The sequence below is a fragment of the Burkholderia perseverans genome (assembly GCF_022870505.1).
GTDB lineage: Bacteria > Pseudomonadota > Gammaproteobacteria > Burkholderiales > Burkholderiaceae > Burkholderia > Burkholderia plantarii.
Genome location: NZ_CP045093.1, coordinates 68710 through 94461, shown reverse-complemented (window position 1 = coordinate 94461; position 25752 = coordinate 68710). Strand labels below are relative to the sequence as shown.

The 25752-nt window shown below is 69.2% G+C and carries 31 protein-coding genes; 12 read left to right on the top strand and 19 right to left on the bottom strand.

All coding sequences use genetic code 11. The annotated features are described in order from the left end of the window. Positions 1-3: 3 nt before the first annotated feature. The 3 genes from BpN12_RS00430 (at position 4) to BpN12_RS00420 (ending at position 2572) form a co-directional block, all read left to right on the top strand. Entirely contained in the window at positions 4-939 is a 936-nt protein-coding gene (locus tag BpN12_RS00430; protein WP_246793328.1) for a LysR family transcriptional regulator, read from the top strand. 158 nt (positions 940-1097) lie between these two features. After that, positions 1098-1757, top strand: a complete 660-nt coding sequence (folE, locus tag BpN12_RS00425; RefSeq protein ID WP_246793327.1) for a GTP cyclohydrolase I FolE — start codon at positions 1098-1100, stop codon at positions 1755-1757. After that, positions 1757-2572, top strand: coding sequence for an SDR family oxidoreductase (locus tag BpN12_RS00420; protein WP_246793326.1), 816 nt, complete (start codon positions 1757-1759; stop codon positions 2570-2572). The genes folE and BpN12_RS00420 overlap by 1 nt, the downstream gene beginning before the upstream one ends. 316 nt (positions 2573-2888) lie before the next feature. On the opposite strand, the gene epsC is transcribed toward BpN12_RS00420, so the two are convergent. Both epsC and BpN12_RS00410 read right to left on the bottom strand, forming a co-directional pair. After that, positions 2889-3821 carry a serine O-acetyltransferase EpsC gene (gene epsC / locus BpN12_RS00415; RefSeq protein ID WP_246793325.1) on the bottom strand — a complete coding sequence of 311 codons (933 nt, stop codon included), beginning with the start codon at positions 3819-3821 and terminating at the stop codon, positions 2889-2891. A gap of 131 nt (positions 3822-3952) precedes the next feature. Then, the gene (locus tag BpN12_RS00410) at positions 3953-4189 is read right to left on the bottom strand and encodes a hypothetical protein (RefSeq protein ID WP_042626861.1); all 237 of its coding nucleotides are present in this window, start codon (positions 4187-4189) and stop codon (positions 3953-3955) included. 449 nt (positions 4190-4638) lie between these two features. Here BpN12_RS00410 and BpN12_RS00405 point away from each other — a divergent pair, with 449 nt between their 5' ends. Continuing rightward, positions 4639-5124 carry a universal stress protein gene (locus tag BpN12_RS00405; protein WP_246793324.1) on the top strand — a complete coding sequence of 162 codons (486 nt, stop codon included), beginning with the start codon at positions 4639-4641 and terminating at the stop codon, positions 5122-5124. 120 nt (positions 5125-5244) lie between these two features. Next, entirely contained in the window at positions 5245-5994 is a 750-nt protein-coding gene (gene fnr, locus BpN12_RS00400; RefSeq protein WP_042626859.1) for a fumarate/nitrate reduction transcriptional regulator Fnr, read from the top strand. A 165-nt stretch (positions 5995-6159) separates the two neighbouring features. Here fnr and BpN12_RS00395 read toward each other — a convergent pair whose 3' ends face one another. After that, the gene (locus BpN12_RS00395; RefSeq protein WP_246793323.1) at positions 6160-7050 is read right to left on the bottom strand and encodes a LysR family transcriptional regulator ArgP; all 891 of its coding nucleotides are present in this window, start codon (positions 7048-7050) and stop codon (positions 6160-6162) included. Between the two features lie 103 nt (positions 7051-7153). Between BpN12_RS00395 and BpN12_RS00390 the strand changes: the two genes are divergently transcribed. Next, on the top strand, positions 7154-7774 hold the full coding sequence (locus BpN12_RS00390; RefSeq protein WP_246793322.1) for a LysE/ArgO family amino acid transporter: 621 nt from the start codon (positions 7154-7156) through the stop codon (positions 7772-7774). Positions 7775-7827: 53 nt separating this feature from the next. Here the strand turns inward: BpN12_RS00390 and BpN12_RS00385 are convergent, their stop codons facing one another. After that, positions 7828-8532: an SDR family oxidoreductase gene (locus BpN12_RS00385; RefSeq protein ID WP_246793321.1), complete on the bottom strand. Its 705-nt coding sequence runs from the start codon at positions 8530-8532 to the stop codon at positions 7828-7830. 315 nt (positions 8533-8847) lie between these two features. Between BpN12_RS00385 and BpN12_RS00380 the strand changes: the two genes are divergently transcribed. After that, positions 8848-9759 (top strand): DMT family transporter, encoded by a 912-nt coding sequence (locus tag BpN12_RS00380; RefSeq protein ID WP_246793320.1) that lies wholly within the window; start codon positions 8848-8850, stop codon positions 9757-9759. A gap of 277 nt (positions 9760-10036) precedes the next feature. Here BpN12_RS00380 and BpN12_RS00375 read toward each other — a convergent pair whose 3' ends face one another. After that, a complete protein-coding gene (locus BpN12_RS00375) occupies positions 10037-11272 on the bottom strand; it encodes an NADH:flavin oxidoreductase/NADH oxidase family protein (protein ID WP_246793319.1) in 1236 nt (411 codons plus the stop codon). 75 nt (positions 11273-11347) lie between these two features. Here BpN12_RS00375 and BpN12_RS00370 point away from each other — a divergent pair, with 75 nt between their 5' ends. Further along, on the top strand, positions 11348-11779 hold the full coding sequence (locus BpN12_RS00370) for a MerR family transcriptional regulator (protein WP_246793318.1): 432 nt from the start codon (positions 11348-11350) through the stop codon (positions 11777-11779). Positions 11780-11818: 39 nt separating this feature from the next. Here BpN12_RS00370 and BpN12_RS00365 read toward each other — a convergent pair whose 3' ends face one another. Next, entirely contained in the window at positions 11819-12115 is a 297-nt protein-coding gene (locus BpN12_RS00365) for a hypothetical protein (RefSeq protein ID WP_246793317.1), read from the bottom strand. Between the two features lie 45 nt (positions 12116-12160). Between BpN12_RS00365 and BpN12_RS00360 the strand changes: the two genes are divergently transcribed. Further along, complete coding sequence (locus tag BpN12_RS00360) at positions 12161-13045, top strand: LysR family transcriptional regulator (RefSeq protein ID WP_246793316.1); 885 nt, start codon at positions 12161-12163, stop codon at positions 13043-13045. Positions 13046-13108: 63 nt separating this feature from the next. On the opposite strand, the gene kdgR is transcribed toward BpN12_RS00360, so the two are convergent. The 8 genes from kdgR to BpN12_RS00320 all read right to left on the bottom strand — a co-directional run bounded on the left by kdgR (position 13109) and on the right by BpN12_RS00320 (position 21136). Next, entirely contained in the window at positions 13109-14014 is a 906-nt protein-coding gene (gene kdgR / locus BpN12_RS00355; protein ID WP_246793315.1) for a DNA-binding transcriptional regulator KdgR, read from the bottom strand. A 206-nt stretch (positions 14015-14220) separates the two neighbouring features. Then, a complete protein-coding gene (locus BpN12_RS00350; RefSeq protein WP_246793314.1) occupies positions 14221-15264 on the bottom strand; it encodes an alpha/beta hydrolase in 1044 nt (347 codons plus the stop codon). Between the two features lie 60 nt (positions 15265-15324). Then, on the bottom strand, positions 15325-15750 hold the full coding sequence (locus BpN12_RS00345) for an organic hydroperoxide resistance protein (RefSeq protein WP_198256161.1): 426 nt from the start codon (positions 15748-15750) through the stop codon (positions 15325-15327). 179 nt (positions 15751-15929) lie between these two features. After that, complete coding sequence (locus BpN12_RS00340; protein WP_246793313.1) at positions 15930-16496, bottom strand: TetR/AcrR family transcriptional regulator; 567 nt, start codon at positions 16494-16496, stop codon at positions 15930-15932. 145 nt (positions 16497-16641) lie between these two features. Next, positions 16642-18240 (bottom strand): SMP-30/gluconolactonase/LRE family protein, encoded by a 1599-nt coding sequence (locus tag BpN12_RS00335; RefSeq protein ID WP_246793312.1) that lies wholly within the window; start codon positions 18238-18240, stop codon positions 16642-16644. 431 nt (positions 18241-18671) lie between these two features. Further along, on the bottom strand, positions 18672-19373 hold the full coding sequence (locus tag BpN12_RS00330) for a GNAT family N-acetyltransferase (RefSeq protein ID WP_246793311.1): 702 nt from the start codon (positions 19371-19373) through the stop codon (positions 18672-18674). Positions 19374-19504: 131 nt separating this feature from the next. Further along, complete coding sequence (locus BpN12_RS00325; protein WP_246793310.1) at positions 19505-20461, bottom strand: glycosyltransferase family 2 protein; 957 nt, start codon at positions 20459-20461, stop codon at positions 19505-19507. A gap of 354 nt (positions 20462-20815) precedes the next feature. Then, positions 20816-21136, bottom strand: coding sequence for a DUF2795 domain-containing protein (locus BpN12_RS00320; RefSeq protein WP_246793309.1), 321 nt, complete (start codon positions 21134-21136; stop codon positions 20816-20818). Between the two features lie 138 nt (positions 21137-21274). On the opposite strand from BpN12_RS00320, the gene BpN12_RS00315 reads away from it, so the two are divergent. Beyond that, complete coding sequence (locus BpN12_RS00315; protein WP_246793308.1) at positions 21275-21502, top strand: hypothetical protein; 228 nt, start codon at positions 21275-21277, stop codon at positions 21500-21502. Continuing rightward, complete coding sequence (locus tag BpN12_RS00310; RefSeq protein ID WP_246793307.1) at positions 21492-22814, top strand: cation:proton antiporter; 1323 nt, start codon at positions 21492-21494, stop codon at positions 22812-22814. The genes BpN12_RS00315 and BpN12_RS00310 overlap by 11 nt, the downstream gene beginning before the upstream one ends. 114 nt (positions 22815-22928) lie before the next feature. Here the strand turns inward: BpN12_RS00310 and BpN12_RS00305 are convergent, their stop codons facing one another. The 4 genes from BpN12_RS00305 to BpN12_RS00290 all read right to left on the bottom strand — a co-directional run bounded on the left by BpN12_RS00305 (position 22929) and on the right by BpN12_RS00290 (position 24214). Then, positions 22929-23090, bottom strand: a complete 162-nt coding sequence (locus tag BpN12_RS00305; protein WP_198256169.1) for a DUF1328 domain-containing protein — start codon at positions 23088-23090, stop codon at positions 22929-22931. Positions 23091-23136: 46 nt separating this feature from the next. Next, the gene (locus BpN12_RS00300; RefSeq protein WP_042629191.1) at positions 23137-23325 is read right to left on the bottom strand and encodes a DUF3008 family protein; all 189 of its coding nucleotides are present in this window, start codon (positions 23323-23325) and stop codon (positions 23137-23139) included. Between the two features lie 294 nt (positions 23326-23619). Further along, on the bottom strand, positions 23620-23814 hold the full coding sequence (locus BpN12_RS00295) for a hypothetical protein (protein ID WP_246793306.1): 195 nt from the start codon (positions 23812-23814) through the stop codon (positions 23620-23622). A 94-nt stretch (positions 23815-23908) separates the two neighbouring features. Beyond that, complete coding sequence (locus BpN12_RS00290; RefSeq protein ID WP_246793305.1) at positions 23909-24214, bottom strand: hypothetical protein; 306 nt, start codon at positions 24212-24214, stop codon at positions 23909-23911. 258 nt (positions 24215-24472) lie between these two features. On the opposite strand from BpN12_RS00290, the gene BpN12_RS00285 reads away from it, so the two are divergent. Next, positions 24473-25120, top strand: coding sequence for a UdgX family uracil-DNA binding protein (locus BpN12_RS00285; RefSeq protein WP_246794733.1), 648 nt, complete (start codon positions 24473-24475; stop codon positions 25118-25120). Positions 25121-25263: 143 nt separating this feature from the next. Here BpN12_RS00285 and BpN12_RS00280 read toward each other — a convergent pair whose 3' ends face one another. Beyond that, positions 25264-25665 (bottom strand): hypothetical protein, encoded by a 402-nt coding sequence (locus BpN12_RS00280; protein ID WP_246793304.1) that lies wholly within the window; start codon positions 25663-25665, stop codon positions 25264-25266. Between the last annotated feature and the right edge of the window lie 87 nt (positions 25666-25752).

Sequence of the window (25752 nt, the reverse complement as noted above, 5' to 3'; positions counted from 1 at the left end):
GCCATGCCCGAACTCGATTTCGAACTCGATCTGAACCTGATCCCCTACCTGGTGGCTCTCGACGAGGCGCGCCACGTGAGCCGCGCCGGCGACCTGCTCGGCGTGAGCCAGCCGCGCGTGAGCGCCGCGCTGGCACGGCTGCGCGAGCACTTCGGCGATCCGCTGTTCGTGCGCACCTCGCGCGGCATGGAGCCGACGCCGCGCGCGCTGGCGCTGGTGCCGGCTGCGCGCGACGCGCTCGCGCAGATCCGGCGCGGCCTCGCCACGCCGCATGCGTTCGATCCGGCCACCGCCACCGACACGTTCTCGATCGCGCTGTCCGACGTCGGCGAGATCGTGTTCCTGCCGCGGCTGCTGCAGGAGTTCGCGCGCCGGGCGCCGCGCGCGAACCTGCGCTCGGTGTCGCTGCCGCACACCGAGGTCGAGCGCGGGCTCGAAGCCGGCGCGGTCGATCTCGCGGTCGGCTATTTCCCCGATCTCGGCGGTAGCAACTTCTTCCAGCAGCGGCTGTTCACGCACCGCTTCATCTGCCTCGTGCGACGCGGGCATCCGCTCGCGGGCGGGCCGCTCACGCTCGAGCAGTACCTTGCCTGCGGCCACGCGGTGGTGCGCGCCGAAGGGCGCAGCCAGGAGGTGCTCGAACAGCATCTGGCGAAGGCGCGGCTGCATCGGCGCGCGGTGCTCGAGACCAGCCACTTCATGAGCCTGCCGTTCATCCTCGGCCGCACCGACCTGATCGCCACCGTGCCGCATGCGATCGGCTATGCCTATGCCGCCGAGCATGCGTCGATCACGCTGCTCGAACCGCCGCTCGCGCTGCCGCGTTTCGATCTTCGCCAGCACTGGCATCGGAAGTTCCACAACGACCCGCGCACCAGCTGGCTGCGCGGCGTGGTGGCGGGCCTCTTCAACGACGCGCTCGACGAATGGCCGAAATGAAGCGCTGCCCGACCGATGCGCGACACGGCCCGCGCCCCCTAGCGCGCAAAGCCCGCGTGAAGCCATCGTGAAGCCCGGAACGCAGCGGCGGGATCGTCAAAAGCATGAAACAATGGCCGGTCAGCCGCCCCGAGCGGCGCCAACAGGAGCCCGAAAGCATGTCAAAACGCAAGACCGCCAACAAGGCGGCGGAACCCGTCGCAGCCCCGACCACGGGCGATCTCGCGCGCCCGAGCCGCGCCGAAGCCGAAGATGCCGTGCGCGTGCTGCTGCGCTGGGCCGGCGACGATCCCTCCCGCGAGGGCCTGCTCGATACGCCGGCGCGCGTGGCGCGTGCCTATGAAGAGTTCTTCCGGGGCTACCAGCTCGAACCGCGCGAGATCCTCGCGCGCACCTTCAGCGAGGTGGACGGCTACGACGAAATGATCGTGCTGAAGGACATCCGTTTCGAGAGCTATTGCGAACACCACATGGTGCCGATCATCGGCCGCGCGCACGTGGCGTATCTGCCGAACCACCGCGTGGTGGGGATCTCGAAGCTCGCGCGGCTCGTCGATGCGTTCGCCAAGCGTCTGCAGATCCAGGAGAAGATGACGGTGCAGATCGCCGACACGCTGTTCGAGGTGCTGCAGCCGAAGGGCGTGGGCGTGATCCTCGAGGCCGCGCATCAATGCATCTCGACGCGCGGCGTCCACAAGCCCGGCGTCGAGATGGTCACCTCGCGCATGCTCGGCACGTTCCGCACCGATCCGGCCACGCGCCGCGAGTTCCTGTCGATCGTGGCGAATCCGTCGTCGGTCAACCTGACCAATACGTGATGGCGCAGCATGCTCCCGCCGCCGCATCGTCCGACGCCGCGCCGGTGGTGCTCGTGACGGGCGCCGCGCGCCGCGCGGGCCGCGCGTTCGCGCGCCGCTTCGGCGCACGCGGCTACCGCGTCGCCGTGCATTACGACCGCTCGGCCGACGCGGCCGACGCCACCGCGCGCGAGATCGACGCGGCCGGCGCGGCTGCGGTGGCGCTGCAGGCCGACCTGACCGACGCCGCGGCCTGCGCGGCGCTGGTCGACGCGGTGTACGCGCGCTTCGGGCGGCTCGACGTGCTGGTCAACAACGCGTCGGTGTTCTGGCAGGATCACTTCCCGAGCTTCGAGCTCGAGGCGCTCGACGCTGCCTGGCAGGTCAACTGCCGCGCGCCGCTGCTGCTCGCGCGGCGCTTTCACGACCGCGCGAAGGCGGCCGGCGCGCAGGGCGTGGTGATCAACGTGATCGACCAGAAGATCCGCGACAACTTCCATCGCGACCACTTCAGCTACACGGTCGCGAAGGCCGCGCTCGGCAACCTGACGCAGATGCTCGCGATGTCGGCCGCGCCGGTGCTGCGCGTGAACGCGGTGTTCCCGGGGCTGATGCTGCCCAGCGACGACCAGACCGAGGCCGATTTCGAGCACGCGAGCCATGCTTCGACACCGCTCGCGCGAATCGCCGGCCCCGACGACGTGGCCGACGCGATCCTGCTGCTGACGGGCAGTGCGTACCACGGCGTCGATTTCGTCGTCGATGCGGGGCAGAACCTGATCCGCGTCGATCAGGACGTGCTCTACAAGCATCGCTCGCCGGCCGAGTCGCGCTGAGCGGTCCTCGGTTGCCGATAGATAGCCGGCGGCGATGAAGCGCGCGAGGCTTGCGCGCGTCGCCGCTGTTTCGTTGTCCGTTTCGATGCGGCTGCGTTGTGCCATTCCGCTTCGGCCATCCATGCCGGATTACTCCCGTCCGTCAGTTATCCGAACGATCCGGATCGAATCCATATCGCCTCGGCGGCATTGCATCGCCGCCATTTTCAATCGACGTCCACCGCCCCCGAAAAACCTCACCTTGGCGGCGGCTCGCCGGCTGCCGGCATGCGTTGCGCCCGCATGCCGGCGTCGCGGGCGGCCCCGCGGCCCGAGCTCACGCGCCGCCGTCGCGCTCCGTGCGCTCGCCCTCGCGCACCTTGCCCTGCGCGACGCTGCTGCCCGCCGGCACGCTGTGCGTGAGCCAGACGTTGCCGCCGATCACCGAGCCCCGCCCGATCGTCACGCGGCCCAGGATCGTCGCGCCGGCATAGATCACCACGTCGTCCTCGACGATCGGATGCCGCGCGTTGCCCTTCACGAGCGCGCCGTCGCCGTCGGCCGGGAAGCTCTTCGCGCCGAGCGTGACGTGCTGGTAGACGCGCACGCGCTCGCCGATGATCGCGGTCTCACCGATCACCACGCCGGTGCCGTGGTCGATGAAGAAGCTCGGGCCGATCGTGGCGCCCGGATGGATGTCGATGCCGGTGGCCGAATGCGCGATCTCGTTGATGAAGCGCGCGAGCAGCGGCACGCCGAGCCGGTGCAGCGCATGCGCGAGGCGGTGGTGCATCATCGCCAGCACGCCGGGATAGCAGAGCAGGATCTCGGTGATGTGCTGCGCGGCCGGATCGCCCGCGTAGGCGGCCTGGATGTCGCTGACGAGCAGCGCGCGGATCGCCGGCAGCTGCCGGCCGAACGTGCGCGCGATCTCGAACGCGCGTTCGTCGAGTTCGGCGAAGCCGCTGTCCGCATACTCGGGCAGGAACCGCAGCGCGCGGCGCACCTGCTCGTGCAGCACGCGCAGCGTGGCTTCCAGCGTGTGGCCGACGTAGAAATCGACGCTCTCGTCGGTCAGGTCGGGCGCGCCGTAATGGGTGGGGAACAGCGAGGCGCGCAGGCCGGTCACGAACTTGCAGATGGCGTCGCGCGAGGGCAGCTCGCGGATGCCGCGCGGGTGGCGCGTGCGGTGCAGGGTTTCGCGCGACTCGCGCAGTTCGGCGACGATCTGTTCAAGGCCCCAGGAGCGGCCGGCGGACGAATTCGACATGGCAGGGGAAGCCGGCCGTGCGGAAACCCCACGGCCGTGCTGGAAGAATGAAGGATGACGAAGACGACAAGATTACCGCGTTTTGTATACGCACGCGAAATGCCGCCCCGCAACGACGCCCCTGCCGGCGCCTACACCGTCATGCTGCTCGCGTCGATCCAGCGCACGGCCCAGTCGCGCGCGTGCGCGACCGCCTCGCCTTCTTCGCAGAAATGGAGATCGGATGGAAAAAATCGATTCGCGACCAGCTCGCCGTCGCTCGATCGGGAGATGACCACGTAGGGTTGGAACGAACCGTCGCCGGCGCGGGCCGGCGCGCAATTCAGAAGATAGCCGCGATGGGTGAATGCCGTTGTCGTCGAATGCATGAGTCCGCCCCAGCTTGTGTCCCTTGTGTTTTTCTTCACTACCACCGTCTAAGGGTGCCGCGGTGCCCGTTGCGGGCAGAAGCGGCACGGCGGGCCGAGGCCGCCGTGCCCATCTCGTAGCGCATCATACTCTGTCGTTTCCCTGTCTTCTACCTGAAATAAATCCTGTCAGTGAGCAGGCGCCGCTCGCCGTTCCGCCATGCGGCAGGCGGCCAGGACGGGGTTTTCACGGATCGCGGCGAGCCGGACCCGAGGTCCGACGTCCGATGCTCGGCCCATGCGGCAACCACGTCCGGACGGCACCGGGCGGAGGCGGGGTGCGACATGATTGCACGGCGGCCCCGCGACGCTGCAAATCGCGAACCGATCGTATAACCTCCCTCGCAGCATCTTTTCAACGGCATCCGGCGTCGCCGGAGCGCCTTCATCCACCGCACCAGGGAGCCCTCATGTACCAGCGCATCTTCGTAGCAGTCGACGGCAGTGAAACGTCGCGTCACGCGTTCGATGCGGCCCTTGCCCTCTCGCAGTCCGAACACGCGACGCTGCGCGCGTTCTATGCGGTCGAGAACGCGGCCGTCTACTACAACGTGCCCGGCTACGACCCGTCCGTGCTGCGCGAGCAGCTCGTGGCGCAGGGCAGCGACCTCACGCGCGACTTCGCCCAGCGCATGCAGGACGCCGGCGTGACGGGCGACGTGCTGACCGGCGAGGCCGCCACGCTCGCAGACGTGTCGTCGCTGATCCTCGAAGCGGCAACCGAATACGGCGCCGACCTGCTCGTGCTCGGCACCCACGGCCGGCGCGGATTCAAACGCCTGATGCTCGGCAGCATCGCCGAGCAATGCGTCCGACAGGCTTGTCTGCCGGTGCTTTTGATCCCGTCTGCGGCATCGCATTCAAACGAAGCGTCGGAAAAAACTAAGGAAAGCTGATCACATTGCCATGGCGCAAAACGCGACGCATTCCGCGTCGCGGCGTTTTGCCGCTCAACTCATGGAAAACCCGGTGGGACAATAGTCACCGTTGCTTCTTCATAAGTGTGAGTACGCATCATGTTGATTCCTCTCCCCCAACGTTCCTCCCGCCCGGTCCGCTCCTCCAGCTCCTGGGCCCCCCATCCCGCCGCCCATTGCTCCACCTGTTCGATGCGGCACCTCTGCATGCCCCAAGGCCTCAATACCGAGGCCGTCGAGCGCCTCGAGTCGGTGATCTGCGCGGCGCGCCCCGTGCGCCGCGGCGAAGCGCTGTTCCGCGAAGGCGACGAGTTCGACAATCTCTACGCGGTGCGCTCCGGTTCGATCAAGACCATCGCCACGCGCCAGGACGGCCGCGAGCAGGTGGCGGGCCTCCATCTGGCCGGCGAGGCGCTCGGCTTCGACGGCATCTGCGACAGCCACCATCCGCGCACCGCCGTCGCGCTCGAGGACAGCACCGTCTGCGTGATCCCCTACGGCTCGCTGCGCTCGCTGTGCTCCGAGGCCAGCACGCTGCAGGCACGCGTGCTGAAGCTGATGAGCGAGCAGATCGTACGCGAGACCACGCAGGCCATCCTGCTCGGGTCGCTGAACGCCGACGAGCGTGTCGCCTCGTTCCTGCTCGACGTCTCGGCGCGCTACATGGTGCGCGGTTATTCGGCCACCGAGTTCAACCTGCGCATGACGCGCGAGGACATCGGCAGCTATCTGGGCATCACGCTCGAAACGGTCAGCCGCACGCTGTCGAAGTTCCAGCGGCAGGGCCTGCTCGTCATGCAGGGGCGCGTGGTTCGCGTGCTCGATTTCGACGGCCTGCGCGCAATCTGATGGTTCCGTTAGCCACGGGTCCGATGCGCGGCTCGATCCCGCCTTCGAATCAAGACCCCACTGCCACTCCCCATCGAGGCCCGACGCCTGTCGGCCCTGCGATCACAAAAGGCGCCTCCAGAGGCGCCTTTGTTTTTTGGTACGCACGACACCCTCGCGCCACGTTCAATCGAGCCATTGCGCGGCGCTCGTCTTCAGCACGCGGCTGAACTCGTCGAGCCAGCCGATCGATAGCCGCCAGCTCTGCCAGTAGAGCTCGATGTCGATGCTGCGCCCCTCCGACAGGTCCACCATCTCGCCCGAGGCGACCTGCCGCTCGATCATGCGCACCGGGCACATTCCCCAGCCGAGTCCCGTCTCGCAGGCGCGCAGATAGCCGGCCACGTGCGGAATCCAGTGCTTCGGCGGATCGAGATCGGTGCGCGTCGCGCGCCGGATGAAGCGCATCTGCAGGCCGTCCTTCGGGCTGAACATCACGCACGGCGCGCGCCGCAGCGCCTCGCGCGTGAGGCCGTCGGCGAAATAGCGCGCCTGGAACGCCGGCGAACAGACCGCGTGATAGCGAATCCGGCCGAGCCGCGTCGAGCGGCAGCCCTGGATCGGCTCGGCCTGGGCGGTGATCGCGCCCTGCACGCTGCCGTCACGAATCCGCTCGGCCGTGTAGTCCTGGTCGTCGATCACGAGGTCGAGCAGCGTGCCGCTCTGCGCGCAGAACGGCGCGACCGCGTCGACGAACCAGGTGGCCACGCTGTCGTCGTTCACGGCGATGCGCAGCGTCGGCCACGCGCCCACCGCGCCGGGCAGATGCGGCACCTGCCCGGACAGTTCGGCCTCGAGCAGCTGCACGCGCTCGGTATGCCGGCACAGCAGCGCGCCCGAGGTGGTCGCCACGCACGGCTGCCCGCGCTTGACGAGCACGCTGCCGACGCGTTCCTCGAGCAGCTTGATGCGCTGCGACACCGCCGACGGCGACACGTTGAGGTCCTTCGCCGCGCGTTCGAACGATCCGTGCCGGATCACCGCGGACAGCGCCTCCAGCAGCGCGTAGTCGAGCATTCAGTTTTCCTTCATTGAGATTAGGGAATTTAGCTTTTCTTATGACAATCGAACCCGCAGACTAGCCGCATACGTCGCCCAAGTCCACCGTCCCCCAAATTTCATGAACTGGATCGCCCTCTCTCATGGCGCCGCGCTCTGCGCGTCGCTGATCGTCACCATCGGCGCGCAGAACGCCTTCGTGCTGCGCCAGGGCATCATGCGCTCGCACATCGGCAAGATCGTCGTGCTCTGCGCGCTGTCCGACATGCTGCTGATCGCCGTCGGCGTGGGCGGCGCCTCGGCGCTGGTCGAGCGCTACCCCACCTTCATCCACGTGGTGCTCTACATCGGCCTCGCCTATCTGGCGTGGTTCGGCCTCAGCGCGCTGCTGCGCGCGCTGAAGCCCGGCCACGCCACGCTCGACGCCGCCTCGGGCCAGGTGGCGCCGCCCGCGCAGCGCGTGCTGCCGATCGTAATGATGACGCTCGCCTTCACCTGGCTCAATCCGCACGTCTACCTCGACACCTTCCTGCTGATCGGCACCGCTGGCGCGCGCGAGCCGGCCGGCGCGCGCGTGGCGTTCGCGATCGGCGCGATGACGGTCAGCGTGCTGTGGTTCATCGGCCTCGGCTACGGCGCGCGGCTGCTCGCGCCGCTGTTTCGCAAGGCGGTGGCGTGGCGCCTGCTGGACGGCGCCGTGGGCAGCATGGTGCTTTGCCTCGCGGCCACCCAGCTGCGCTGACGTTGCGTTGACGTTTGCGTTGAGCGCGAGGCGGCCGGGCCGCGCCCGGCGCGTTACAGCGCGCGGACGATGCCGCCGTCCACGCGCAGGTTCTGCCCGGTGATGTAGCCGGCGCCGTCCGACAGCAGGAACGCGACCGTCTTCGCGATCTCCCGGGTCCGGCCGAAGCGCCCGGCCGGAATCCGCGCCACGATCTCGGGGGTGGCCGGCCAGCTGTCGATGAAGCCCGGCAGCACCGCGTTGATCCGGATTCCCTCGCTCGCGTAGCGCTCCGCGTAGAGCCGCGTGTAGGCGCTCAGCGCCGCGCGCAGCGTCGACGACACCGGCATCGCCGGCTCCGGCGCATCGGCCGCGAAGCTCGAGATGTTGACCACCGCGCCGCCGCCCTGCGCCTGGAACACCGGCGTCACGCGCCGCAGCACGCGCGCCACGCTGAGCACGATCAGGTCGAGCCCGAGGTGCCACTGTCCGTTGTCGATCGCGAGCAGCTCGCCCTTGGGCGGATGGCCGGTGTTGTTGACCACCGCGTCGATGCGACCGTAGCGTTCGAGCGTGCCGGCCACCAGCCGCTCGACGTCGGCGTCCTCGGTGACCGAGCCCGCGATGCCGAAGCCGCCCAGCTCCGCGGCGAGGCGCTCGGCACTGCCCGATGGCGACATCAGCGCGACGCGATAGCCGTTCGCGGCCAGTTCGGTCGCGATGGCCGCGCCCATGCCCTTGCCCGCCGCCGTGACGAGCGCGACTTTTTCTGCAGTCATGTGTCCTCCTGGAGTGGAATCGCGAACCGGCAGGCCCGCCGGTCCCGCACCTTGGCCACTGTAGTGCCGGCCAGGCAGACGTGTCGAATCATCATTCCTGCTTTCTTTCCGTAGAATTTCTATTGGCTGACGGGGCGCCCCGGCTGGGTTGGCGCTGACTTGCCGGTCCAGGCCTTGGCGCTACCGACGGGTTTTCATCCGGACCCTTTAGACAGTAGTTTTTCTACTGTTTTCGAGCAAAATTCATGGCTTGTGACGGCGCCCCGCCGCCGCCACACTGGCCTGCCGTCCCTCCACGATCGCAGCGCCACCGCCATGAACCTCGCCTATCCCGCCTTCGCCGTGCTCGGCCTGATCTGGGGCACCAATTTCCTGATGATGAAGTGGGCGAGCCTGCTGATCACGCCGCTGCAGATCGTGTTCCTGCGCGTGCTGTTCGGCTTCGTCGCGATCCTCGCGTTCGCGCTGCTGCGGCGCGATCTGCACTGGCGGCAGGCACGGCAGATCCACCACTTTTTCGTGATGTCGCTGCTGGCCACCTCGGTCTACTACTTCGCGTTCGCCAAGGGCGCGTCGCTGCTCGCCTCGGGCGTGGCCGGCATGCTGAGCGGCGCGATCCCGCTGTTCTCGTTCGTCTGCGCGGCGCTGTTCCTCGACAGCGAACGACCGCGGCCGCGCAAGATCGCCGGCGTCGCGCTCGGCTTCGCGGGCGTGCTGCTGATCGCGCGGCCGTGGAACAGCGCGGCCAACGGCGTGAATCCGCTCGGCGTGCTGTTCATGCTGGCGGGCTCGGCCAGCGTGGGCGCGTCGTTCGTCTACGCGCGGCGCTTCCTGTCGGCGCATGCGTTCTCACCGTTCGCGCTGGCCACCTGGCAGATGGGGCTCGCGCTCGTCACGCTCGCGGCGGTGACCGACTTCCACGGCATCGCGCGCATCGCCACCGACCGCGCGACGTTCGCCGGCATGGTGTTCGGCCTTGGACTCGCCGGCACCGGCATCGCGTTCGTGCTGTATTACTTCATCGTGCATCGGCTCGGCGCCGTCGCGGCGTCGAGCGTCACCTACCTGCCGCCCGTGGTCGCGCTCGCGATCGGCTGCGTGTTCGCGGGCGAACCGCTGCATTCATGGGATCTCGGCGCGCTCGCGCTGATCCTGTGCGGTGTGTATCTGCTGCAGGCGCCGCGCGGAAAGCCGACCCCGCGTGATTCGCGGGCGCGAGTTGTTTGATGGGTGTGAGCGGTGGATGGGTTGCTGTTGCACCACGCGTCTGCGATGCACGCGATGCGCTGGGCATGCGGGTCACGGACGGCGCGATGCGGGCCGATGAGCTGCTCACGGCCCACAGCGCGCGATCTCGACCTTCGATTTTCGACGTTCGGCCCGCAGCCGCGGCCGCGGCTTCGGCTCAGGATTTCGGCCTTACGCGGTTCCGCATGGAAGCGCCGCCGCCCATGCGTCCCGACGGCACCGCGGAGCCGCTCGCGCGCACCACGGTCGCCCCCGTTCAACGCACCTCGCCGCGTGCCGACCAGCGCCGATATCGACGCACCTGACACGCGTTCGCGAGGCGCTGGCGCACCAGCGCGCCGATCGGCCAGACGTCAGGCTTCGTGCCGCGGCCGCGGCTCAGGCGCACCAGCTGGTACTTGACCATCGCCATGTTCGCCATTGCGCCGAGCGCCTTGTTCTTCAGCGTGACGGGGCGCAGCGCGGGCGCGAGCGCCTCGCCGGCACGCCAGCGGCGCGGCAGGTCCGGCGCGATCGACAGCGCAGTGGCGATCCCCGCCATCGCCACGCCGCTCGCGACCACCTGCTCGGCCACCGCGCGGCGCCGGATGCCGCCCGTCACCATCAGCGGCACGCGCGAGACCGCCGCGATGTCGCGCGCGAATTCGAGGAAATAGGCCTCGCGCGCGAGCGTGCGGCCGTCGCGCGCCTGCCCCTGCATCGCCGGCGCCTCGTAGCTGCCGCCCGACAGCTCGATCAGGTCCACCGGCAGCTCGCCCAGCATCGCGACCACCTGCCTCGCGTCGTCGGGCTCGAAGCCGCCGCGCTGGAAATCGGCCGAGTTGAGCTTCACCGACACCGCGAACCCGGCGCCGACCACCGCGCGTACGGCGGCCACCACCTCCAGCAGCAGACGCGCGCGGTTGGCGATCTGGCCGCCCCAGCGATCGTCGCGCCGGTTCGTCAGCGGCGAGAGGAACTGGCTCAGCAGATACCCGTGCGCCGCATGGATCTGCACGCCGTTGAAACCCGCCGCTTCGGCCAGCTGCGCGGCGCGCGCGAAACGCTGCACGAGTTCGGCGATCTGCGCGTCCGTGATCGCGGCGGGCACCCGGAACCGGTTCGAAAAGGCGCCCAGGTCCATCGCCACGGCCGACGGCGCGACGGTCGGCTGGCCCAGTTCGGCCGGCATCTGCCGGCCCGGATGGTTGATCTGCATCCATACCTGCGCGCCGCCCGAGCGCGCCACCTGTGCCCAGCGCGCGAAGCGCCCGAGATGCCGGTCGTCCTCCAGCACCACGCCGCCCGGCCCCGTCATGGCGCGCCGGTCGATCATCACGTTGCCGGTCAGCACCAGCCCGGCGCCGCCGTCGGCCCACGCGCGGTAGAGCCGCAACAGCGCCGCGGACGGCGCGTGGTCGGCATCGGCCAGGTTTTCCTCCATCGCGGCCTTGGCCAGACGGTTCGGGATGACGGTGCCGTTCGGCAGCGTCAGGGCGGTGAAAAGTGTCATGGGCGGCTCCCCGCATTGAATGCCACCGACGATAAGATTAAAGTTCGCTTCAATGTCAAGCGGGAGGAGCCGCGCATGAAAATCGGAGAACTGGCCCGGCGCACCGGACTCGCGCCGTCGCGCATCCGCTTCTACGAAGCCCGGGGCCTGCTGCGCACGGCGACGCGGCTGGCCAACGGCTACCGCGAATATGCGTCCGACGCCGAACTCGCGCTGGCCGTGATCGTGCATGCGCAGCAGGCCGGCTTCTCGCTCGACGAGATTCGCGACATGCTGCCCGAGGATCTGTCGGACTGGCGCCACGGCGAACTGCTGCCGAAGCTGCGGCGCAAGGTGGCCGACATCGAGCGCATGGAGCAGCAGCTCGCGCTCGGCAAGGCGCGGCTGCTCGCGCTGATCCGGCAGGTCGAGGAAAAACCCGACGAGATGGCCTGCGCCGAGAACGCCCGGCGCGTGCTGGACGGCCTGCTGGTCGCCCCGCTGCCGCGCGACGGTATTGCGTCGTGAGCATGGCGGCCGTGCCTTGCGCGCGCCGCCGCCTTTCCGTCAGATGCCGCGCCGCGGCCAGTTGCGGAACGCGACCACGGCGAAGCTGATCGCGATCGACCCCGCCGCCGCGCGCGGCGCGACCGGCGCCGCCGCGAACCGGCCGCGCGAGCGCTTGCCGACCGGCGACGCGGATTCGCCGGCTTCCGCATGACTTGCCGGTGCTCCATCGCCCGATGACGCGCGGGTGCAGTCGTCCACGAGCGAAGCGGGGTCGGGCGCGCGGCCATTCAGGTGTCGGTCGGGCATCGTGATTCCTTGAGGGCGGGACGAGCCCGTATTGAACGCGTCCGGCATCGATCCGTAAAATGAATGTTTTGATCGATCCGATAACGCCACGGAATGGAACTGAAACTGCTGCGGACCTTCCTGACCGTCACCGAGCTGCGCCATTTCGGCCGCGCGGCCGACGCGCTGCACATGAGCCAGCCCGCGCTCAGCAAGCAGATCGGCGCGCTCGAGGCGAGCCTCGGCGGGCGCCTGTTCGAGCGCGGCCGGCACGGTGCCGAACTCACGCCGTTCGGCGAGACCTTCGTGATCGACGCGCAGGCGCTCGTGCATGACGCCGACGAGATCCTGGCCCGCGCGCGCGAGTCGAGCAGCGGCCGGCGCGGGCACCTGCGCATCGGCATCTGCCTGTCGGTGCTGACGCTGGTGCCGCCGCTGATCGCCGAGTTCCGGCGCCGCAACCCGTCGGTGTCGGTCACGCTGAGCGACCTGTCGTCGGGCGAGCAGACGCGCCGCCTCGCGTCGGGCAAGCTCGAGGCCGGCTTCCTGCGGATGCCGGCGGCCGACGGCCTCGCGTCGTTCAAGGTGGTGGACGAAACACTCGCGCTGGCGCTGCCGCCGCAACTCGGTCATGCGCGCCTGCCGGCGCAGCTCGAGGTGCTCAACGAGATCGGCTTCATCGCGCTGCAGCGCTCGCGCGGCGCCGGGCTGGCCGCGCAGGTCGATCGCTGGTGCCTCGCGCATGATTTCGTGCCGAACGTGAGCCAGCAGGCCGAGGACGTGCAGTCGGTGCTGGCCTCGGTGGCGGCCGGCGCCGGCGTGGCCTTCATCCCGTCGCGCGCGCGCCATCTGCTGCGCGACGCCACCGTGCTGGAACTGCGCGACCGCACCGCGAAATGGCGCGTCGGGCTCGCATGGCCGACCGCGCGGCACCATGCGGTGACGGAGCATTTCGTGTCGTTCATGCGCACGGCGATCCGTGGCGCGAAAACGGCCTGAGCCTTCCCTGAGCCATGCGCCATGCCCGGGCCGTGCCGGTCTCGGGCGGCTGGCGCCGCCGTCCTAGCGCCCGGCGCCCGGGCCGGGCCACGCGCCGTGATAGCCGATGCGCGCCGAGATGGCCTGCCCCGCCTCGCGCAGCAGCGCGACGTAGTGCGTCTTCGTGTTCGCGCCGCAGCGCATGGTCGGAAACGAGATCGACAGCGCCGCGACCACGTTGCCGAAGCGGTTGAAGATCGGCGCCGCGAGGCAGCGCAGGCCCTCTTCCTGTTCCTCGTCGTCCTCGCCGTAGCCCTGCTCGCGCACGCGCGGCAGGATCGCCAGCAGCGCTTGCGCCGAGCCCAGCGTGCGCGCCGTGGACGGGCGGAACTCCACGCGCGCGAGGATCTCGCGCACTTCGTCGTCGGGCGTCCAGGCCAGCAGCACCTTGCCGATCGCGGTGCTGTGCAGCGGATTGCGGCGCCCGATGCGCGACTGCATGCGCAGGCCGTAGTCGGCGTCGATCTTGTGGATGTAGATGATCGCGTCGTCGTCGAGCGCGCCGAGGTGGATCGCTTCGCGCGTGGCGGCCGCGATGCGCCGCATCTCGAGATCGGCCTCGCGCACCAGGTCGACGCTCTCCAGCGCCTTCGCGCCCAGCTCGAACAGCTGCATCGTGAGCCGGTAGCGCTCCGGGTCGGGCTCGCGCGCGACGTAGCCGAGCGCGACGAGCGTCTGCAGCAGGCGCTGCACGCCCGGGCGCGACATGCCCAATTGCTGGGATAGCTCGGCCACGTCGATCGCGGTACCGGCCTGCCGCGCGCCGCTCGCGCCCATCGCGGCGAGGATCGTGAAGACCTTGCCGACCGCCGCGACCGATTCGGTCCGGTCGCCGCCCGCCTCGGCCGCCGGACCCGCCGCCGGATCGGCGAGGGCCGGGTCCGCCGGGTTCGGCGCGCCGCCGGCGCGTGACCTGGGCGTTGATTTCATGTCCGCGTGTCCATGTATCCGAAACCGCCAAGGATAACGTGTCGGCCCGCACGGCCGCCAATGGGCGATGCGGCCGCGCCACGCACGCCCCGAACGCGAACGGACCGGTCGCGCGCAAGACGCGACCGGTCCGTCGTGATCCGGCTTCCGGCACCGGCGGCGGAACCGGTGCGAACGTGGGTGCGGCCGAAGCCGCAACCCGCCGCTCAGTTCAGGCGCGACTTCAGCTCGCTCGCCATCGCCTTCATCGCGGCCTTGGTCGGCGCGTCCTCGGCCAGCGCGTTCAGCAGGCCGAAGTCGTGGATCGTGCCGTTGTAGCGCGTGGTGGTGGCCTCCACGCCGGCCGCGTCGAGCTTGCGGCCGTAGGCTTCACCCTCGTCACGCAGCACGTCGAACTGCGCGACCTGGATCAGCGCAGGCGGCAGGCCCTTCAGCTCGGCCGTCGAGGCGCGCAGCGGCGACGCGTAGATCTCGTTGCGCTGCGCTTCCTTCGTCGTGTACGCGTCCCAGAACCACTTCATCATCGGCCGCGTCAGGAAGTGATCCTTCTGGTAGGCCTGATACGAGCCGTCGTTGAAGTTGTGGTCCGTCACCGGCCAGAGCAGGCCCTGGAAACGGATCGCCGGGCCGCCCTTGTCCTTCGCCATCAGCGCGACGACCGCCGCCATGTTGCCGCCCACGCTGTTGCCGACCACCGCGAGGCGGCTGCCGTCCACGCCGATCTCGTCGCCGTGCGCGGCCACCCATCGGGTCGCCGCGTAGGCCTGGTTGATCGCCACCGGGTACTGCGCTTCCGGCGACGGCGTGTAGTTCACGAACACCGCCACCGCGCCCGACTGGACGACGAGGTCGCGCACCAGCCGCTCGTGGGTCGGGAAATCGCCGAGGATCCAGCCGCCGCCGTGAAAGAACATGAACACCGGCAGCGTGCCCTTCGCGCCCTGCGGACGCACGATCGTCACCGGCACGCTCAGGCCGTCCTGCTCGATGGTGCGCGTCGACACGTCGATGCCCGACAGATCCACCTTCACGCCGTTCTGCGCGTCCACCAGCACCTGGCGGGCCTTGGCCGGCGCCAGCGTTTCGAGGCCCGGCCCCTTCGTGCCGTTCAGCGCGGCGAGGAAGCGCGTGGTGGTGGCATCGGGCGTGGCCGGCGCGGTCGAGGTGGCCGCACCGGCGGCGAACGCGGAACTGGCGGCGACGATCGCGGATACGGCGGCGGCGATCAGCAGGGGCTTGACGATCTTCATGATGGACTCCTCAGCAATGGATGGCGATGACGAAAGACGGAATGGATGGCGAGCGGGCGATTAGACGATCGTGAGCGTGACGTCGATGTTGCCGCGCGTCGCGTTCGAGTACGGGCAGACGATGTGCGCCTTGTCGACCAGCGCCTGCGCCGCTTCGCGGTCCATGCCCGGCAGGGCGATGCGCAGCTCGACCTCGATGCCGAAGCCGTTCGGGATCGCGCCGATGCCGACGCTGCCGTCGATCGCCACGTCCGCCGGGATCGCGATCTTGTCGCGATGCGCGACGAACTTCATCGCACCGAGGAAACAGGCGCTGTAGCCGGCCGCGAACAGCTGCTCCGGGTTCGCGCCGGCACCGCCCGCGCCGCCGAGTTCACGCGGCGTGGTCAGCTTGAAATCCAGGTTGCCTTCGGGCACCACCGCACGGCCGTCACGGCCACCGGTTGCATGGGCCTGGGCGCGGTACAGCACTTTTTCGATCGACATGATTGACTCCTGTTGAATGAGGGAACGGCGTTTAACTATCGACTACTAGATAGACAACTTGATTCAAAAAACGCAGACGCATGACCGTCTGCCTTTCGACTATTTATCTATCAATAGATAGATAACAAATTCCAATAAAAAGGCGGGAGCCGCCCTTCCGTGTACTGCCACCTCCGCCGTCACGGCGTTTTTTTCCAGGCCCGTTCGACTTCGTCGAGGCGCCCTTTCGCCTGGAACAGCCGGCTCGCCAGCACCGCGCCCTGGTAGGCCGCGTAGAGCGTGCGGGCCGCATCCTCGGGCGCGCCGCTGAAGGCCAGCGTGCCGTCCTGGGCGCCCTGCGCGAGCAGCGCGGCGAGCCAGCGCTCGTTGACGCCGAAGAACGCCTGCACCGCCTGCCGGACCGAATCCGGCAAGGATTCGATGTCCGCCGCCAGCATCCCGCACAGGCAGATCCGGTGGCCGTCGCCGAGCACCGTGCCGAACAACTGCGTGTAGCGGCTCAGCTTCTGGTCCGCCGGCAGCGCCGGGTCGATGCTGTCGATGCCGGCCAGCACGTTCGCGCTGTAGGCCTCGACCGCTTCCAGCACCAGATCGTCCTTGGACGGAAAGTAGTAGTGGATGCTCGAGGTCTTGACGCCGACCCGTGCCGACAGGTCGCGGTAACTGAAACCGTTGTAGCCTCGCAGCATCATCAGCTCGATCGCATGTTCGAGCAGTTGTTCGCGGACGTTCGGTTTCGTTTCCATGGGTTGTACTTTATCTACTGGAAGATAGAGAGTCAAGCGGTTTTTTGAGAAATCTTTCGGGAGCGCGGCGGGGCCAGCCCGCCCGCCTGCCGATCGCAAGCGCGACACGCCATCAGGCCGGGCATCAGAACATCACGCGCACCGCTCACAACGTGTAGGCGTACACCGACGGCGACGTGCAGTTCGTCTTCGCGTCGCCGGGCACGAAGCACGGCGCGACCGTGTAGAGCACCACGGCCTTGCCGTTGCGATTGATGTCGACGGCGATGCCGAATCCCAAGTTGTAGTTGCCTTGGGCAATTTCCGTCTTGCCGCCCCATCCTGACTTGAAGTTGAAGCGCGCGTAGTTCAACTGGCCCGAGCGCAGATTCTGCAGTCGCGGCCCCTTCGTGGAAAACGCAATCACGGCTTCCCCTGCCGGACTCATCGCCATGGCAACCGAGTCGAGCGCGGTGTCGTCGACCCCAAGCGCCTTGGCGAGGCGGGCCGGCCGATCCCATTGATGACCGTTGCGCGCCTGGCTCCACCAGTACTCGGTGCTGCCCGTCGACCGATCGGTTTGCGACCACAGCAGCAGGGCGCTTCCGGCCTCGTTCGTCAGCAGCCGCACGTCACCCAGGTCGCCCGTGGCGATGGTGCCGGTCGTGATGCCCCAGCTGGAATCAGTCTCGGCGTAAAGAGACGGCACCAGCATGCATTCGCCCGACGACGTTCCCACGCCCAAGATGAATATCGCCGAGGGCGCGCTCAACGCTTTCCCGATCGGCAGGCCGGCCGTGTCGCAGGTGGCGGCGAACGGGCTGCCCGCCGGGAAATGCTCGTCGCTCAGGTGCAAACCAAACGCGCGATGCGGGAACGTGGTCTGAGCGCCGTCGATCGACGGACGGAGCACGCCGAGCGACGAATACTGCGGGAACGACAGGCTCACTTCCTGCCATAGAAAGTATCCCTGGATCGCCGCCACGTCCGGATCGCGAGGCGCCATCGCAAAGGCGGCGTGCCGGTGAGTCGACTGGCGCGGCGCAAGGATCAACCCGTTCTCGGCAATCGATACGCCGGCGAGGCCGACCGACGCCGCTCCGTCAGGACGCACGCGATACAGTTCGGCGGGCGCCGTGGTGTCCTGGGGGTTGGCGAGGGAGTCGTAGCCGAGCACGGAAACCAGCGCCGTGCCGTCGTCGGTCACCGTCAGATCGGAAGCGTTCGGCGAGTCCGCCGCCAGCTCCCGGGACAGGGGAACCGCGCCGGACCATCCGATCGACGGCGTAAAGAAAAAGGCATGGTTCACGGCGCTATCGGCGTATTCGCCCGATTGGCTCGAGAGCAGGACACGCTGTCCCGCGGCATTGGTCCGCTGCACATAGCTGCTATAGCCGGACGCAGTCCCGGCCGATCCCGCCAGTACCTGCGCGGCGGACCATTTGCCGTCGCCATCGGTGACCGAGGTCACCAGTTGCGACGGGCCGAGGAGATCCCGCCATGACGCGAGCGCCATGCCCCGGTCGTCGAGCGTAATTTGCGGATAGCTCGGCATGGCCGGCAAGTCCCCGCTCCCGATCGCGACGCCCTCCCAGATCCGCTGGGTTCCCTCTGCCTGGGTAAAGCTCGCGACGCGACTGGTCGGCTCGCTTCCCGCGTTGCCGCCTCCGGTCGTGCCCGCCACGACCGGCCCCGCATCCTCGCCGCCCCCGCAGCCGGCGAATACCGCCAGGCACGACAAAATAACCAGGTTTCGTTTGCTCATGTCACGAGATCGTTATGGGTATCGGGAAATGCCGGCGCGGGCATGCGGCCGTCGAGCGTCGATCCGACATCCCGCCCGCCCACGTCGGCGTACCGACGCGCGCGCCCGTCGAGACATCGTTTCCGGTGCCTCGAACAGCAGGTGAATCGAGTGGGAATGCCTGAGGATCGGCCCGATGTGTCACGCGTCCCGGCGGACGAACACCCCGCATCGCGCGGGTGCCGCGCGAGCCGCGGCACCTCAAGCGTTACGAAATATTTCGAAACGAGATTGTAAGCATCGTGAATGGGCCGGGCAAGCGATGAATACGGGGGGACTTTCCCGCTGGACGCCGGTTCGACGCGCAACGAGCGCGCCCCGTGTCGGGCATCAGCAGCCTCGGGGCGCAGAGAGAATCGCTGACGGGCAACGCGCCGGCCCGTCCGCTTTCCTCAACGCCGCGCCAGCGTCACTGCGAACAACGGCCGCCGCACGTCGAACCCGAGCTTTTCGTACAACCCGATCGCCCCCGCGTTGGTCTCGAACACATGCAGGAACGGCAACTCGCCGCGCGCCACGATCTGCTGCGCGGCGAACCCGACGAGCCGCCCGGCAAGGCGCCGGCCGCGATGATCGGGATGGACGCACACCGCGCTGATCTCGGTGAAGCCCGGCAGGTGCAGCCGCTCGCCCGCCATCGCCACCAGCTCGCCGTCGTGCCGGATGCCGTAGTAGCGGCCCATCTCGGGCGTGCGCGCCGCAAACGGCCCCGGCTGCGTCAGCGCCACCAGTTCGGCGATCTCGCGCGCGTGCGCGGCGTCGAGGCGCTCGATGCCGTCGCCGGTCTCGTCCTCGCGCGGCGCGCGCTGGATCATCTGGTTCAGCGTGCCTTGCCCCTTGATTTCGAACGTGTCAGCGGGCTGCCACGGCGTGGTGGCGAACATCTTCACGGTCTCGCCCGGCGCCATCAGCGCCGCGAACGCGCGCCATGCTTCGGGCGTGTCGGCGGCCAGCGCGCCGAACGGCGAGATCTCGGGCTGGAAGCGTCGTGCCAGCTCGCCGCCGACCGCGATGCCGGCCTGGCAGGTGATCAAGGCACGCCAGATCGGGTTGTCGAGATGAAGGCGTTCGGTGTCGGGAAAATGGAGTGTCATCGGTATCGGCTGTCGGCGAGGAAATGGCGCGCGGCGTTGCCCGCCATCTTAGCCACAACGGTCCGCGCGCGGGCGCTCATCCCTCCCCCCAGGCCGCGGTGCCACCGATCCCTGCGCCGCCCCCATCCCGACTACACCGGACCGGGCTCGACGCCGCGCCGCCCCTTCCACATCATCAGCAGGTGGTAATAGAGCCGCGGGCTGAGCCCGAACCGATACGCATAGAGATTGCCGAGCGCGATCGCGAGGCTCGTGCGCGGCTCGTGGTTGCGCGCATAGAGCGACACGACGATCGGCACCAGCCGCCGCAGCGCGAGCCGCCGCGCCGGTTCGAGCTCGGGCGGCAGCGCCAGCTCGTTGACGAAATGCCATGCCATCAGCGAGGCCGAGCGCATCGAGTGGCGCGTCGCGCGCGAGATCGACACGTCGGTTTCGCGGTAGCACGACACGTAGTCGTCCACGTAGCTGATGCGCCGCGCGGCGAGGCAGAGCCGCGTGTTGAACACGTAGTCGCAACACGAGCCGTAGCTGTCGTCGTAGCCGATCCGCTTGACGAGATCGGCTCGCGCGAGCCAGCCGTTGTTCGGGAACATCTGCACGAGCCCGACGCGGCCCGGCTGCGGCTGCAGGCCGGCCGCCGCGGGACGACGGTGGAACATCAGGTTGAGCCGGCGCGTGGCGGCCCGATCGATGCGGCTGCGCTGGTCGACGACGTACTGGTTGCCGAACGCCGCGTCGAGGTCGGGGTGGCGCTCCCATTGCGCGAGCAGCCGCGCGAGGCCGTCGCGCAGCAGGAAATCGTCGTCGTGGATCAACAGGATCTTGTCGCCGCTCGCACGCGCGAACAGGCTCGTCACGTTCGGCGCCTGGCCCAGCGAGGGCCGGTTGCGCGCATAGCGAATGCGCGGATCGCCGCCGTAACGCTCGCGGACCAGGCGTTCGGTGGCATCGCCCGCGGAGTCGTCGCCGATCACGATCTCGATGTCGGGGTGGCGCTGGGCCAGACACGAGTCGATGCACTCGCCGATCAGATGGGCGCGATTATGGGTCGGTATACAGATCGAGACCTTGCTGTTGGTACGCATCATGTCCATCCGCACGAAAGGAGAACGATGGAAATTTGAAAACAAGCTTTCCAGCGGATGACATCATCGGGAGAAAAAAATATAAAAAAATCGAAAATAATCGTCTGTAAGGGTAGGCCCCGATGCCACGCCGGGCGTGGGTTTCGGCCGAATGCGGGGCGCGGTCGAAGTGACCGGAAACGGTCGCGCGAGCGGACAGGACGAGCGCCGCCGGGCGGCAATTCCGACCGGACGGGAAGCGGGACAGGCGAGGGAAGCTGAACGCTGCGGCCGCGAAAACGGCGGCGGAAAACTCAAGCCATGCTCAAGAGATGCATGGTGCGCCGGAGGCGATCGGCAGCGCCTCCGGCGCCGCGCTTACATTACCTTGCCGAGTTCCTTCGACACCGAAGCCGGCGTCGCGTATTCGCGATCGGGAATGCGCTGCAGACTGTCGACGATGCGCGCGTTGACGTGGCCCTCGCGCGCGCTGCGCACCAGGTCGGCCCTGGCGGCCGGGTAATCGACGCCCTTCAGCGCCTTCTGGACGTCGAGCGGGCTCGGCGGCTTGTCCCGCCCGCCTTTCTCGTGGCCGCCTTGATGGCCGCCCTTGTCGTGGTCCTGCTGCGCGCGGCTGCCTTCGTGCGCGCGCGAATGGCTCAGTTCGTGGCCGGTATGCGAACGGTGGCTCGCTGTCATGGAACACCTCCGGATCTCGTGGTTCGGGAAAACGGCCGTCACCCGCTGGCGCGGCCGGGACGAACCCGATACCGCGCAACGCGCATGCCGCGCCGCCGGCTCGGCCAGTTGTTTCGACCGGCGACGCGATCGCGTCGCATGGTTGAACAGGCATGGCGCTTGCCGACCGCGGAGATGGGGTCGATCACCGCGCCGCCACGGCGGGATTCGCGCCTGGCCGCTTCGCTCTTCGCCTTTCAGCATGCCGACGCCGACGCCGCGACCGCGCGATACTGCCGCGACCGCGACGCCCTTCCCCCCGGCCGGCAATCCGCGCGCGTCGTGCCGCGCCGCCGGCCGCTTATCCGGAGCTTCGATGCCACATGAAACCGAGTGGTACCTGATCGTCGGCGGCGTGTTCATCGCGGTCGGCTTCGCCGGCTCGGCGCTGCGCCAGCTGCCATGCAGCACCGCGATGATCTATCTCGCGGTGGGCGCGCTGCTCGGGCCGGCCGGGATCGGCCTGATGCATCTCGACCTCGCGCGCGACGCGACGCTGCTGCGGCACGTGACCGAGATCGCGCTGCTGGTCTCGCTGTTCGCGATCGGGCTGCGCCTGCGGCTGCCGTCGCTCGACCGCCTCTGGCTGCTGCCGGTGCGGCTCGGCTTCGTGGCGATGCTCGTCACGGTGCCGCTGGTCGCGGCGGTCGCGACCGTCGCGCTCGGCCTCGGCTGGGGGCCGGCGCTGCTGCTGGCCGCGATGCTCTCGCCGACCGATCCGGTGCTTGCCCATGACGTGCAGGTGCGCAGCCCCGGCGACGTCGATCTGGTGCGCTTCGCGCTGTCGGGCGAGGGCGGCCTGAACGACGGCATCGCGCTGCCGTTCGTGCTGGCGGCGCTCGCGCTGTGCGGCGACACCGCCGCGACCGGCGGCGCGGCGCCCGGCTCCGCGGCGTTCCTCGGCCAGCTCGCCTGGGGCATCGCGGGCGCGCTCGCGATCGGCGCCGGGCTCGGCTGGATCACCACTCACGGCGTCGCCTGGCTGCGGACGCGCCATGCGCAGGCGCTCGGGCTGGAAGGCTTCTTCGCGCTCGGGCTGATCGTGATCGCGTTCGGCGTGGCGCAGTCCGCGCAAACCTTCGGCTTCCTGGCCGTGTTCGCGGCCGGCGTCGCGATGCGGCGCGTCGAACACCGCGCGAGCGGGCCGAGCGCGCCGCGCGAAGTGATCGGCACGATCGATTCGACCGACGTGAGCGCCACCGAGCGCGACCCCGCCAAGGCCCACGCCTACATGACCGAATCGGTGCTCGGCTTCACCATCGAACTGGAGCGGATCGCCGAGGCGGTGGTGATGACGCTGGTGGGCGGCGCGCTCGCCACGCTCTCGCCGGCCGCGTTCGGCTGGCCGATGCTGGCGCTGGCCGCCGCGCTGATGCTGCTGATCCGGCCGCTCGCGGTGGCGCTGTCGCTGGCCCGCTCGCCCACCACCGCGACGCAGCGCCGGCTGATCGGCTGGTTCGGGATCCGCGGCATCGGTTCGTTCTACTACCTGCTGTTCGCCATCGAGCATCGCCCCGACGCGGCGCTGCCGCTCGTGCCGGTGGTGCTCGGCATCGTGGCGCTGTCGGTGATCGTGCATGGCGTGTCGGCCACGCCGCTGATGAACTGGTATCACCGCTTCTCGCGCGCGGGGCGCTGAGTCCGGGGCGCGCCGCAACGAAAAACGGCGCGGTCCGGCATTCGAGCCGGCCGCGCCGTCGGTGGCATGGCCGCCGTCACGCACCGCCGAGGCGGCACGCGGCGGCGGCCTGGTTCAACGTCGCATCATGCCCATCACGAGCGTGACGATGAACACGATCAGGAAGATGAAGAACAGGATCTTGGCAATCGATGCGGCACCGGCGGCAATGCCACCGAACCCGAAGAATGCGGCAACGATTGCGATCACGAAAAATACGACGGCGTAGTAGAGCATGGTTACCTCCCTGTTCAAGTCATTCAAATCATGGATGCGCCGCGGATCAAGCGTCGTGCTTGTGTCGCGGCTTGCCCCGGGTCTTCGTATGGGCGAAGTCCTCGAGCTGCTTTTCACTCATCGAGTCGTACATCGATTTCGATGCCGGTTTCAACGAGCCCACCTTGGTCTGGCCGCGCTTGGCGGCCAGCGCGGCACCGGCCGCACGCTGCTGGGATTGGGACTTGGCTGGCATGTTCGTTCTCCTTGCAAGCGGCCGGTTCATGCAGGAGTGGCGGCCTGTCGAAGCCACCACGCCCACCTTCCGGCCCGCATTCTCATGCAAACCGCGTGCCAGGGGCTCCGAGCCCCGTCGGAGCGGGGTTTCGCGGAATCGGGCAAGGCGCGGTCTGGCGTATCTACCATGCGCTCGTAATAAGTGCATGGTCGGATCGGCGGCGTTTTACGTGATTGCCGCCGGCACCGGCGTTCGGGCTGCGCGGCAGGAACGCCCCGGCGATGGCGCGCGAGCCGGGTGCGATGCGCAGGCTCATGACCCGCCGCCTTGAATGGATGTCAGGCCGCGCACCGGCGCCGGTGGATCCCCCCCTGGCTGCTGGTACGGCTCGGGCACGTGCTCGGGCTGATGGCCGGGGCCGGGCGCGGGCTCCGGCACGGTTTCGGGGATCTCGGGCGCCTCGGGCGTACCGGGATCGGGCTGATGCAGGATCGGATCGGTTTTCATCGGAACTCCTGGTTTTGGGCGCCGCGCCGGACGGCGGATGTCGGGCCGGCCGCGCCTTCGCTACATGGCTTGAAGATTCCACCCGCCGGCACGCTCATGCCACGAACGCGGCCATCACGAGCCACAGCGAACGCTCGCCGTCGACGATCGGCGCCGCCAGCGCGTCGCGGTCGTCCGGCGCGCAGGCGCGGCGCAGCGCGCGCTGCGCGGCTTCGGCGCTGTCGAACACGGTGTCGTCGAGGCGCCGCACGCCGGCCTTGTCCTCGAACATGGTCCGCTGCGGGCTGTGCAGCAGCGGCTCGCGCTGCCAGACGGGGAAGCGGCCGCGCACCGATTCGAACGTGCCGCCGCATACGTTGACTTCGTAGTGGACCTGCCGGCCCCGGTCGTGGGTCATCATCACGCTCTCCTTGCTGCGGCGGCCCGTTCGGTACGGACGAGGGCCGCCGGTGAGTACCTGGACGCCGCATGGGCATCACGCGGCTTTCGCACACCGCCCCAGGGGCTCGCGCGCGCACCGTCATGCCGGATCATGCAAACGCCGTGCCGGTCGTTCCGACCTCGCGACACCGTTTGCCCGGCATGGGAATTGCGCGCCGGGCGATTCATGAACTCTCGCTCCGACGCCGCCGCCCGCCCCGGGCCGGGCGACATCCCGATGACCGGTCCGTCCAGGGTCCGCCGCGCCGACGCGCCGCCGTCGCGAGAACTCGGCGCGTGCCGGCGCTGCCCGCTGTGGGAACACGCGACGCAGGCGGTCCGCGGCGAGGGGCCGCGACGCGCGCTACTGATGCTGGTCGGCGAACAGCCCGGCGACCGCGACGACCTCAGCGGCCGACCGTTCGTCGGTTCGGCTGGCCATATCCTCGACCGCGCGCTGGCCGATGCCGACATCGCGCGCGCCGAGGTCTATCTGACCAATGCGGTCAAGCACTTCAAATGGGAACCGCGCGGCAAGCGCCGGCTGCACCGGCCGCCCGCGCAGCGCGAGGTGGAGGCATGCCGCCACTGGCTCGCGCGCGAACTCGACGCGGTCGGACCGCGCGTGATCGTGGCGCTGGGTGCCACCGCGCTACGCGCCGTGCTCGACGACCCGGCGGCGACGTTGCCGCGCACGCACCAGGCGGTCGCGCTGCCGGACGGGCGCTACGTGGTGGGCACCGATCATCCGTCGTTCGTGCTGCGCACGCGCGACGCGAATTCGCGCGAGCGCGCCTACGACGAACTGGTCGACGCCCTGCGCACGGCGCGGCGTCTCGTGCGATACGGACTCGCGCATCATGAGCCGGCGCCGGGTGCCGCCTGAGGGCGGATGTCGAGCCGGATCGCTGCGTCCGCATCGACCCGGTACCCGGTACCCGCTGACGGGTTCAGGCGCGCGGCCGCCACGGCGGCACACGCTCATTCGTCGCGCCGCCGCGGCGCCGGCTTCGGATTTCGCGTCCGGCCTCAGTACCCGTGCGCATCGCCGCTGCCCGCGCCGCCGCCCGAAGCGGCCCCGCGCGTCCCGCCCGCGGCGTCGCGATGCATCGTGCCGCCATTGGCGCCGCTGTCGTGATGCGAGCCGGTTCCGCGCGGCGAAAGCCCGCGCGCACCGGGCGAGACACCATGCGCGCCGGCACGGTCGGCCGCGCGATCGTCGGGCTGCAGGTGCGCGCCGGGATCGCGCGGCGGGTTCGGGCTCGCGTCGTGTTTCGACGCGGCGCCGGTCGGCAGCTGCGCGCTGCCCGGTGCCACCGGCACGATCGCCTGGGCGGACACGGCGAGCGACCAGCCGCCCGCCAGCACGGTCATGGCGGCCATCGCTGCCGCGCGCGCGAGACTGTGAAGCGTCGGGTTCATCGTCTGCATGTGATCCTCCGGAGTTCGGTCGATTTCTCATCGAGTCAGCAAACCGCGTTCCGCGCGCCGGCCGCACGGGGCGGCGCGATCGCGCCG

Excerpts from the sequence above, each read along its gene's own strand:
- BpN12_RS00430 (WP_246793328.1), top strand. The coding sequence starts at position 4 with ATGCCCGAACTCGATTTCGAACTCGATCTGAACCTGATCCCCTACCTG.
- folE (WP_246793327.1), top strand. The coding sequence starts at position 1,098 with ATGTCAAAACGCAAGACCGCCAACAAGGCGGCGGAACCCGTCGCAGCC.
- BpN12_RS00420 (WP_246793326.1), top strand. The coding sequence starts at position 1,757 with ATGGCGCAGCATGCTCCCGCCGCCGCATCGTCCGACGCCGCGCCGGTG.
- epsC (WP_246793325.1), bottom strand. The coding sequence starts at position 3,821 with ATGTCGAATTCGTCCGCCGGCCGCTCCTGGGGCCTTGAACAGATCGTC.
- BpN12_RS00410 (WP_042626861.1), bottom strand. The coding sequence starts at position 4,189 with ATGCATTCGACGACAACGGCATTCACCCATCGCGGCTATCTTCTGAAT.
- BpN12_RS00405 (WP_246793324.1), top strand. The coding sequence starts at position 4,639 with ATGTACCAGCGCATCTTCGTAGCAGTCGACGGCAGTGAAACGTCGCGT.
- fnr (WP_042626859.1), top strand. The coding sequence starts at position 5,245 with ATGTTGATTCCTCTCCCCCAACGTTCCTCCCGCCCGGTCCGCTCCTCC.
- BpN12_RS00395 (WP_246793323.1), bottom strand. The coding sequence starts at position 7,050 with ATGCTCGACTACGCGCTGCTGGAGGCGCTGTCCGCGGTGATCCGGCAC.
- BpN12_RS00390 (WP_246793322.1), top strand. The coding sequence starts at position 7,154 with ATGAACTGGATCGCCCTCTCTCATGGCGCCGCGCTCTGCGCGTCGCTG.
- BpN12_RS00385 (WP_246793321.1), bottom strand. The coding sequence starts at position 8,532 with ATGACTGCAGAAAAAGTCGCGCTCGTCACGGCGGCGGGCAAGGGCATG.
- BpN12_RS00380 (WP_246793320.1), top strand. The coding sequence starts at position 8,848 with ATGAACCTCGCCTATCCCGCCTTCGCCGTGCTCGGCCTGATCTGGGGC.
- BpN12_RS00375 (WP_246793319.1), bottom strand. The coding sequence starts at position 11,272 with ATGACACTTTTCACCGCCCTGACGCTGCCGAACGGCACCGTCATCCCG.
- BpN12_RS00370 (WP_246793318.1), top strand. The coding sequence starts at position 11,348 with ATGAAAATCGGAGAACTGGCCCGGCGCACCGGACTCGCGCCGTCGCGC.
- BpN12_RS00365 (WP_246793317.1), bottom strand. The coding sequence starts at position 12,115 with ATGCCGGACGCGTTCAATACGGGCTCGTCCCGCCCTCAAGGAATCACG.
- BpN12_RS00360 (WP_246793316.1), top strand. The coding sequence starts at position 12,161 with ATGGAACTGAAACTGCTGCGGACCTTCCTGACCGTCACCGAGCTGCGC.
- kdgR (WP_246793315.1), bottom strand. The coding sequence starts at position 14,014 with ATGAAATCAACGCCCAGGTCACGCGCCGGCGGCGCGCCGAACCCGGCG.
- BpN12_RS00350 (WP_246793314.1), bottom strand. The coding sequence starts at position 15,264 with ATGAAGATCGTCAAGCCCCTGCTGATCGCCGCCGCCGTATCCGCGATC.
- BpN12_RS00345 (WP_198256161.1), bottom strand. The coding sequence starts at position 15,750 with ATGTCGATCGAAAAAGTGCTGTACCGCGCCCAGGCCCATGCAACCGGT.
- BpN12_RS00340 (WP_246793313.1), bottom strand. The coding sequence starts at position 16,496 with ATGGAAACGAAACCGAACGTCCGCGAACAACTGCTCGAACATGCGATC.
- BpN12_RS00335 (WP_246793312.1), bottom strand. The coding sequence starts at position 18,240 with ATGAGCAAACGAAACCTGGTTATTTTGTCGTGCCTGGCGGTATTCGCC.
- BpN12_RS00330 (WP_246793311.1), bottom strand. The coding sequence starts at position 19,373 with ATGACACTCCATTTTCCCGACACCGAACGCCTTCATCTCGACAACCCG.
- BpN12_RS00325 (WP_246793310.1), bottom strand. The coding sequence starts at position 20,461 with ATGATGCGTACCAACAGCAAGGTCTCGATCTGTATACCGACCCATAAT.
- BpN12_RS00320 (WP_246793309.1), bottom strand. The coding sequence starts at position 21,136 with ATGACAGCGAGCCACCGTTCGCATACCGGCCACGAACTGAGCCATTCG.
- BpN12_RS00315 (WP_246793308.1), top strand. The coding sequence starts at position 21,275 with ATGGTTGAACAGGCATGGCGCTTGCCGACCGCGGAGATGGGGTCGATC.
- BpN12_RS00310 (WP_246793307.1), top strand. The coding sequence starts at position 21,492 with ATGCCACATGAAACCGAGTGGTACCTGATCGTCGGCGGCGTGTTCATC.
- BpN12_RS00305 (WP_198256169.1), bottom strand. The coding sequence starts at position 23,090 with ATGCTCTACTACGCCGTCGTATTTTTCGTGATCGCAATCGTTGCCGCA.
- BpN12_RS00300 (WP_042629191.1), bottom strand. The coding sequence starts at position 23,325 with ATGCCAGCCAAGTCCCAATCCCAGCAGCGTGCGGCCGGTGCCGCGCTG.
- BpN12_RS00295 (WP_246793306.1), bottom strand. The coding sequence starts at position 23,814 with ATGAAAACCGATCCGATCCTGCATCAGCCCGATCCCGGTACGCCCGAG.
- BpN12_RS00290 (WP_246793305.1), bottom strand. The coding sequence starts at position 24,214 with ATGATGACCCACGACCGGGGCCGGCAGGTCCACTACGAAGTCAACGTA.
- BpN12_RS00285 (WP_246794733.1), top strand. The coding sequence starts at position 24,473 with ATGACCGGTCCGTCCAGGGTCCGCCGCGCCGACGCGCCGCCGTCGCGA.
- BpN12_RS00280 (WP_246793304.1), bottom strand. The coding sequence starts at position 25,665 with ATGCAGACGATGAACCCGACGCTTCACAGTCTCGCGCGCGCGGCAGCG.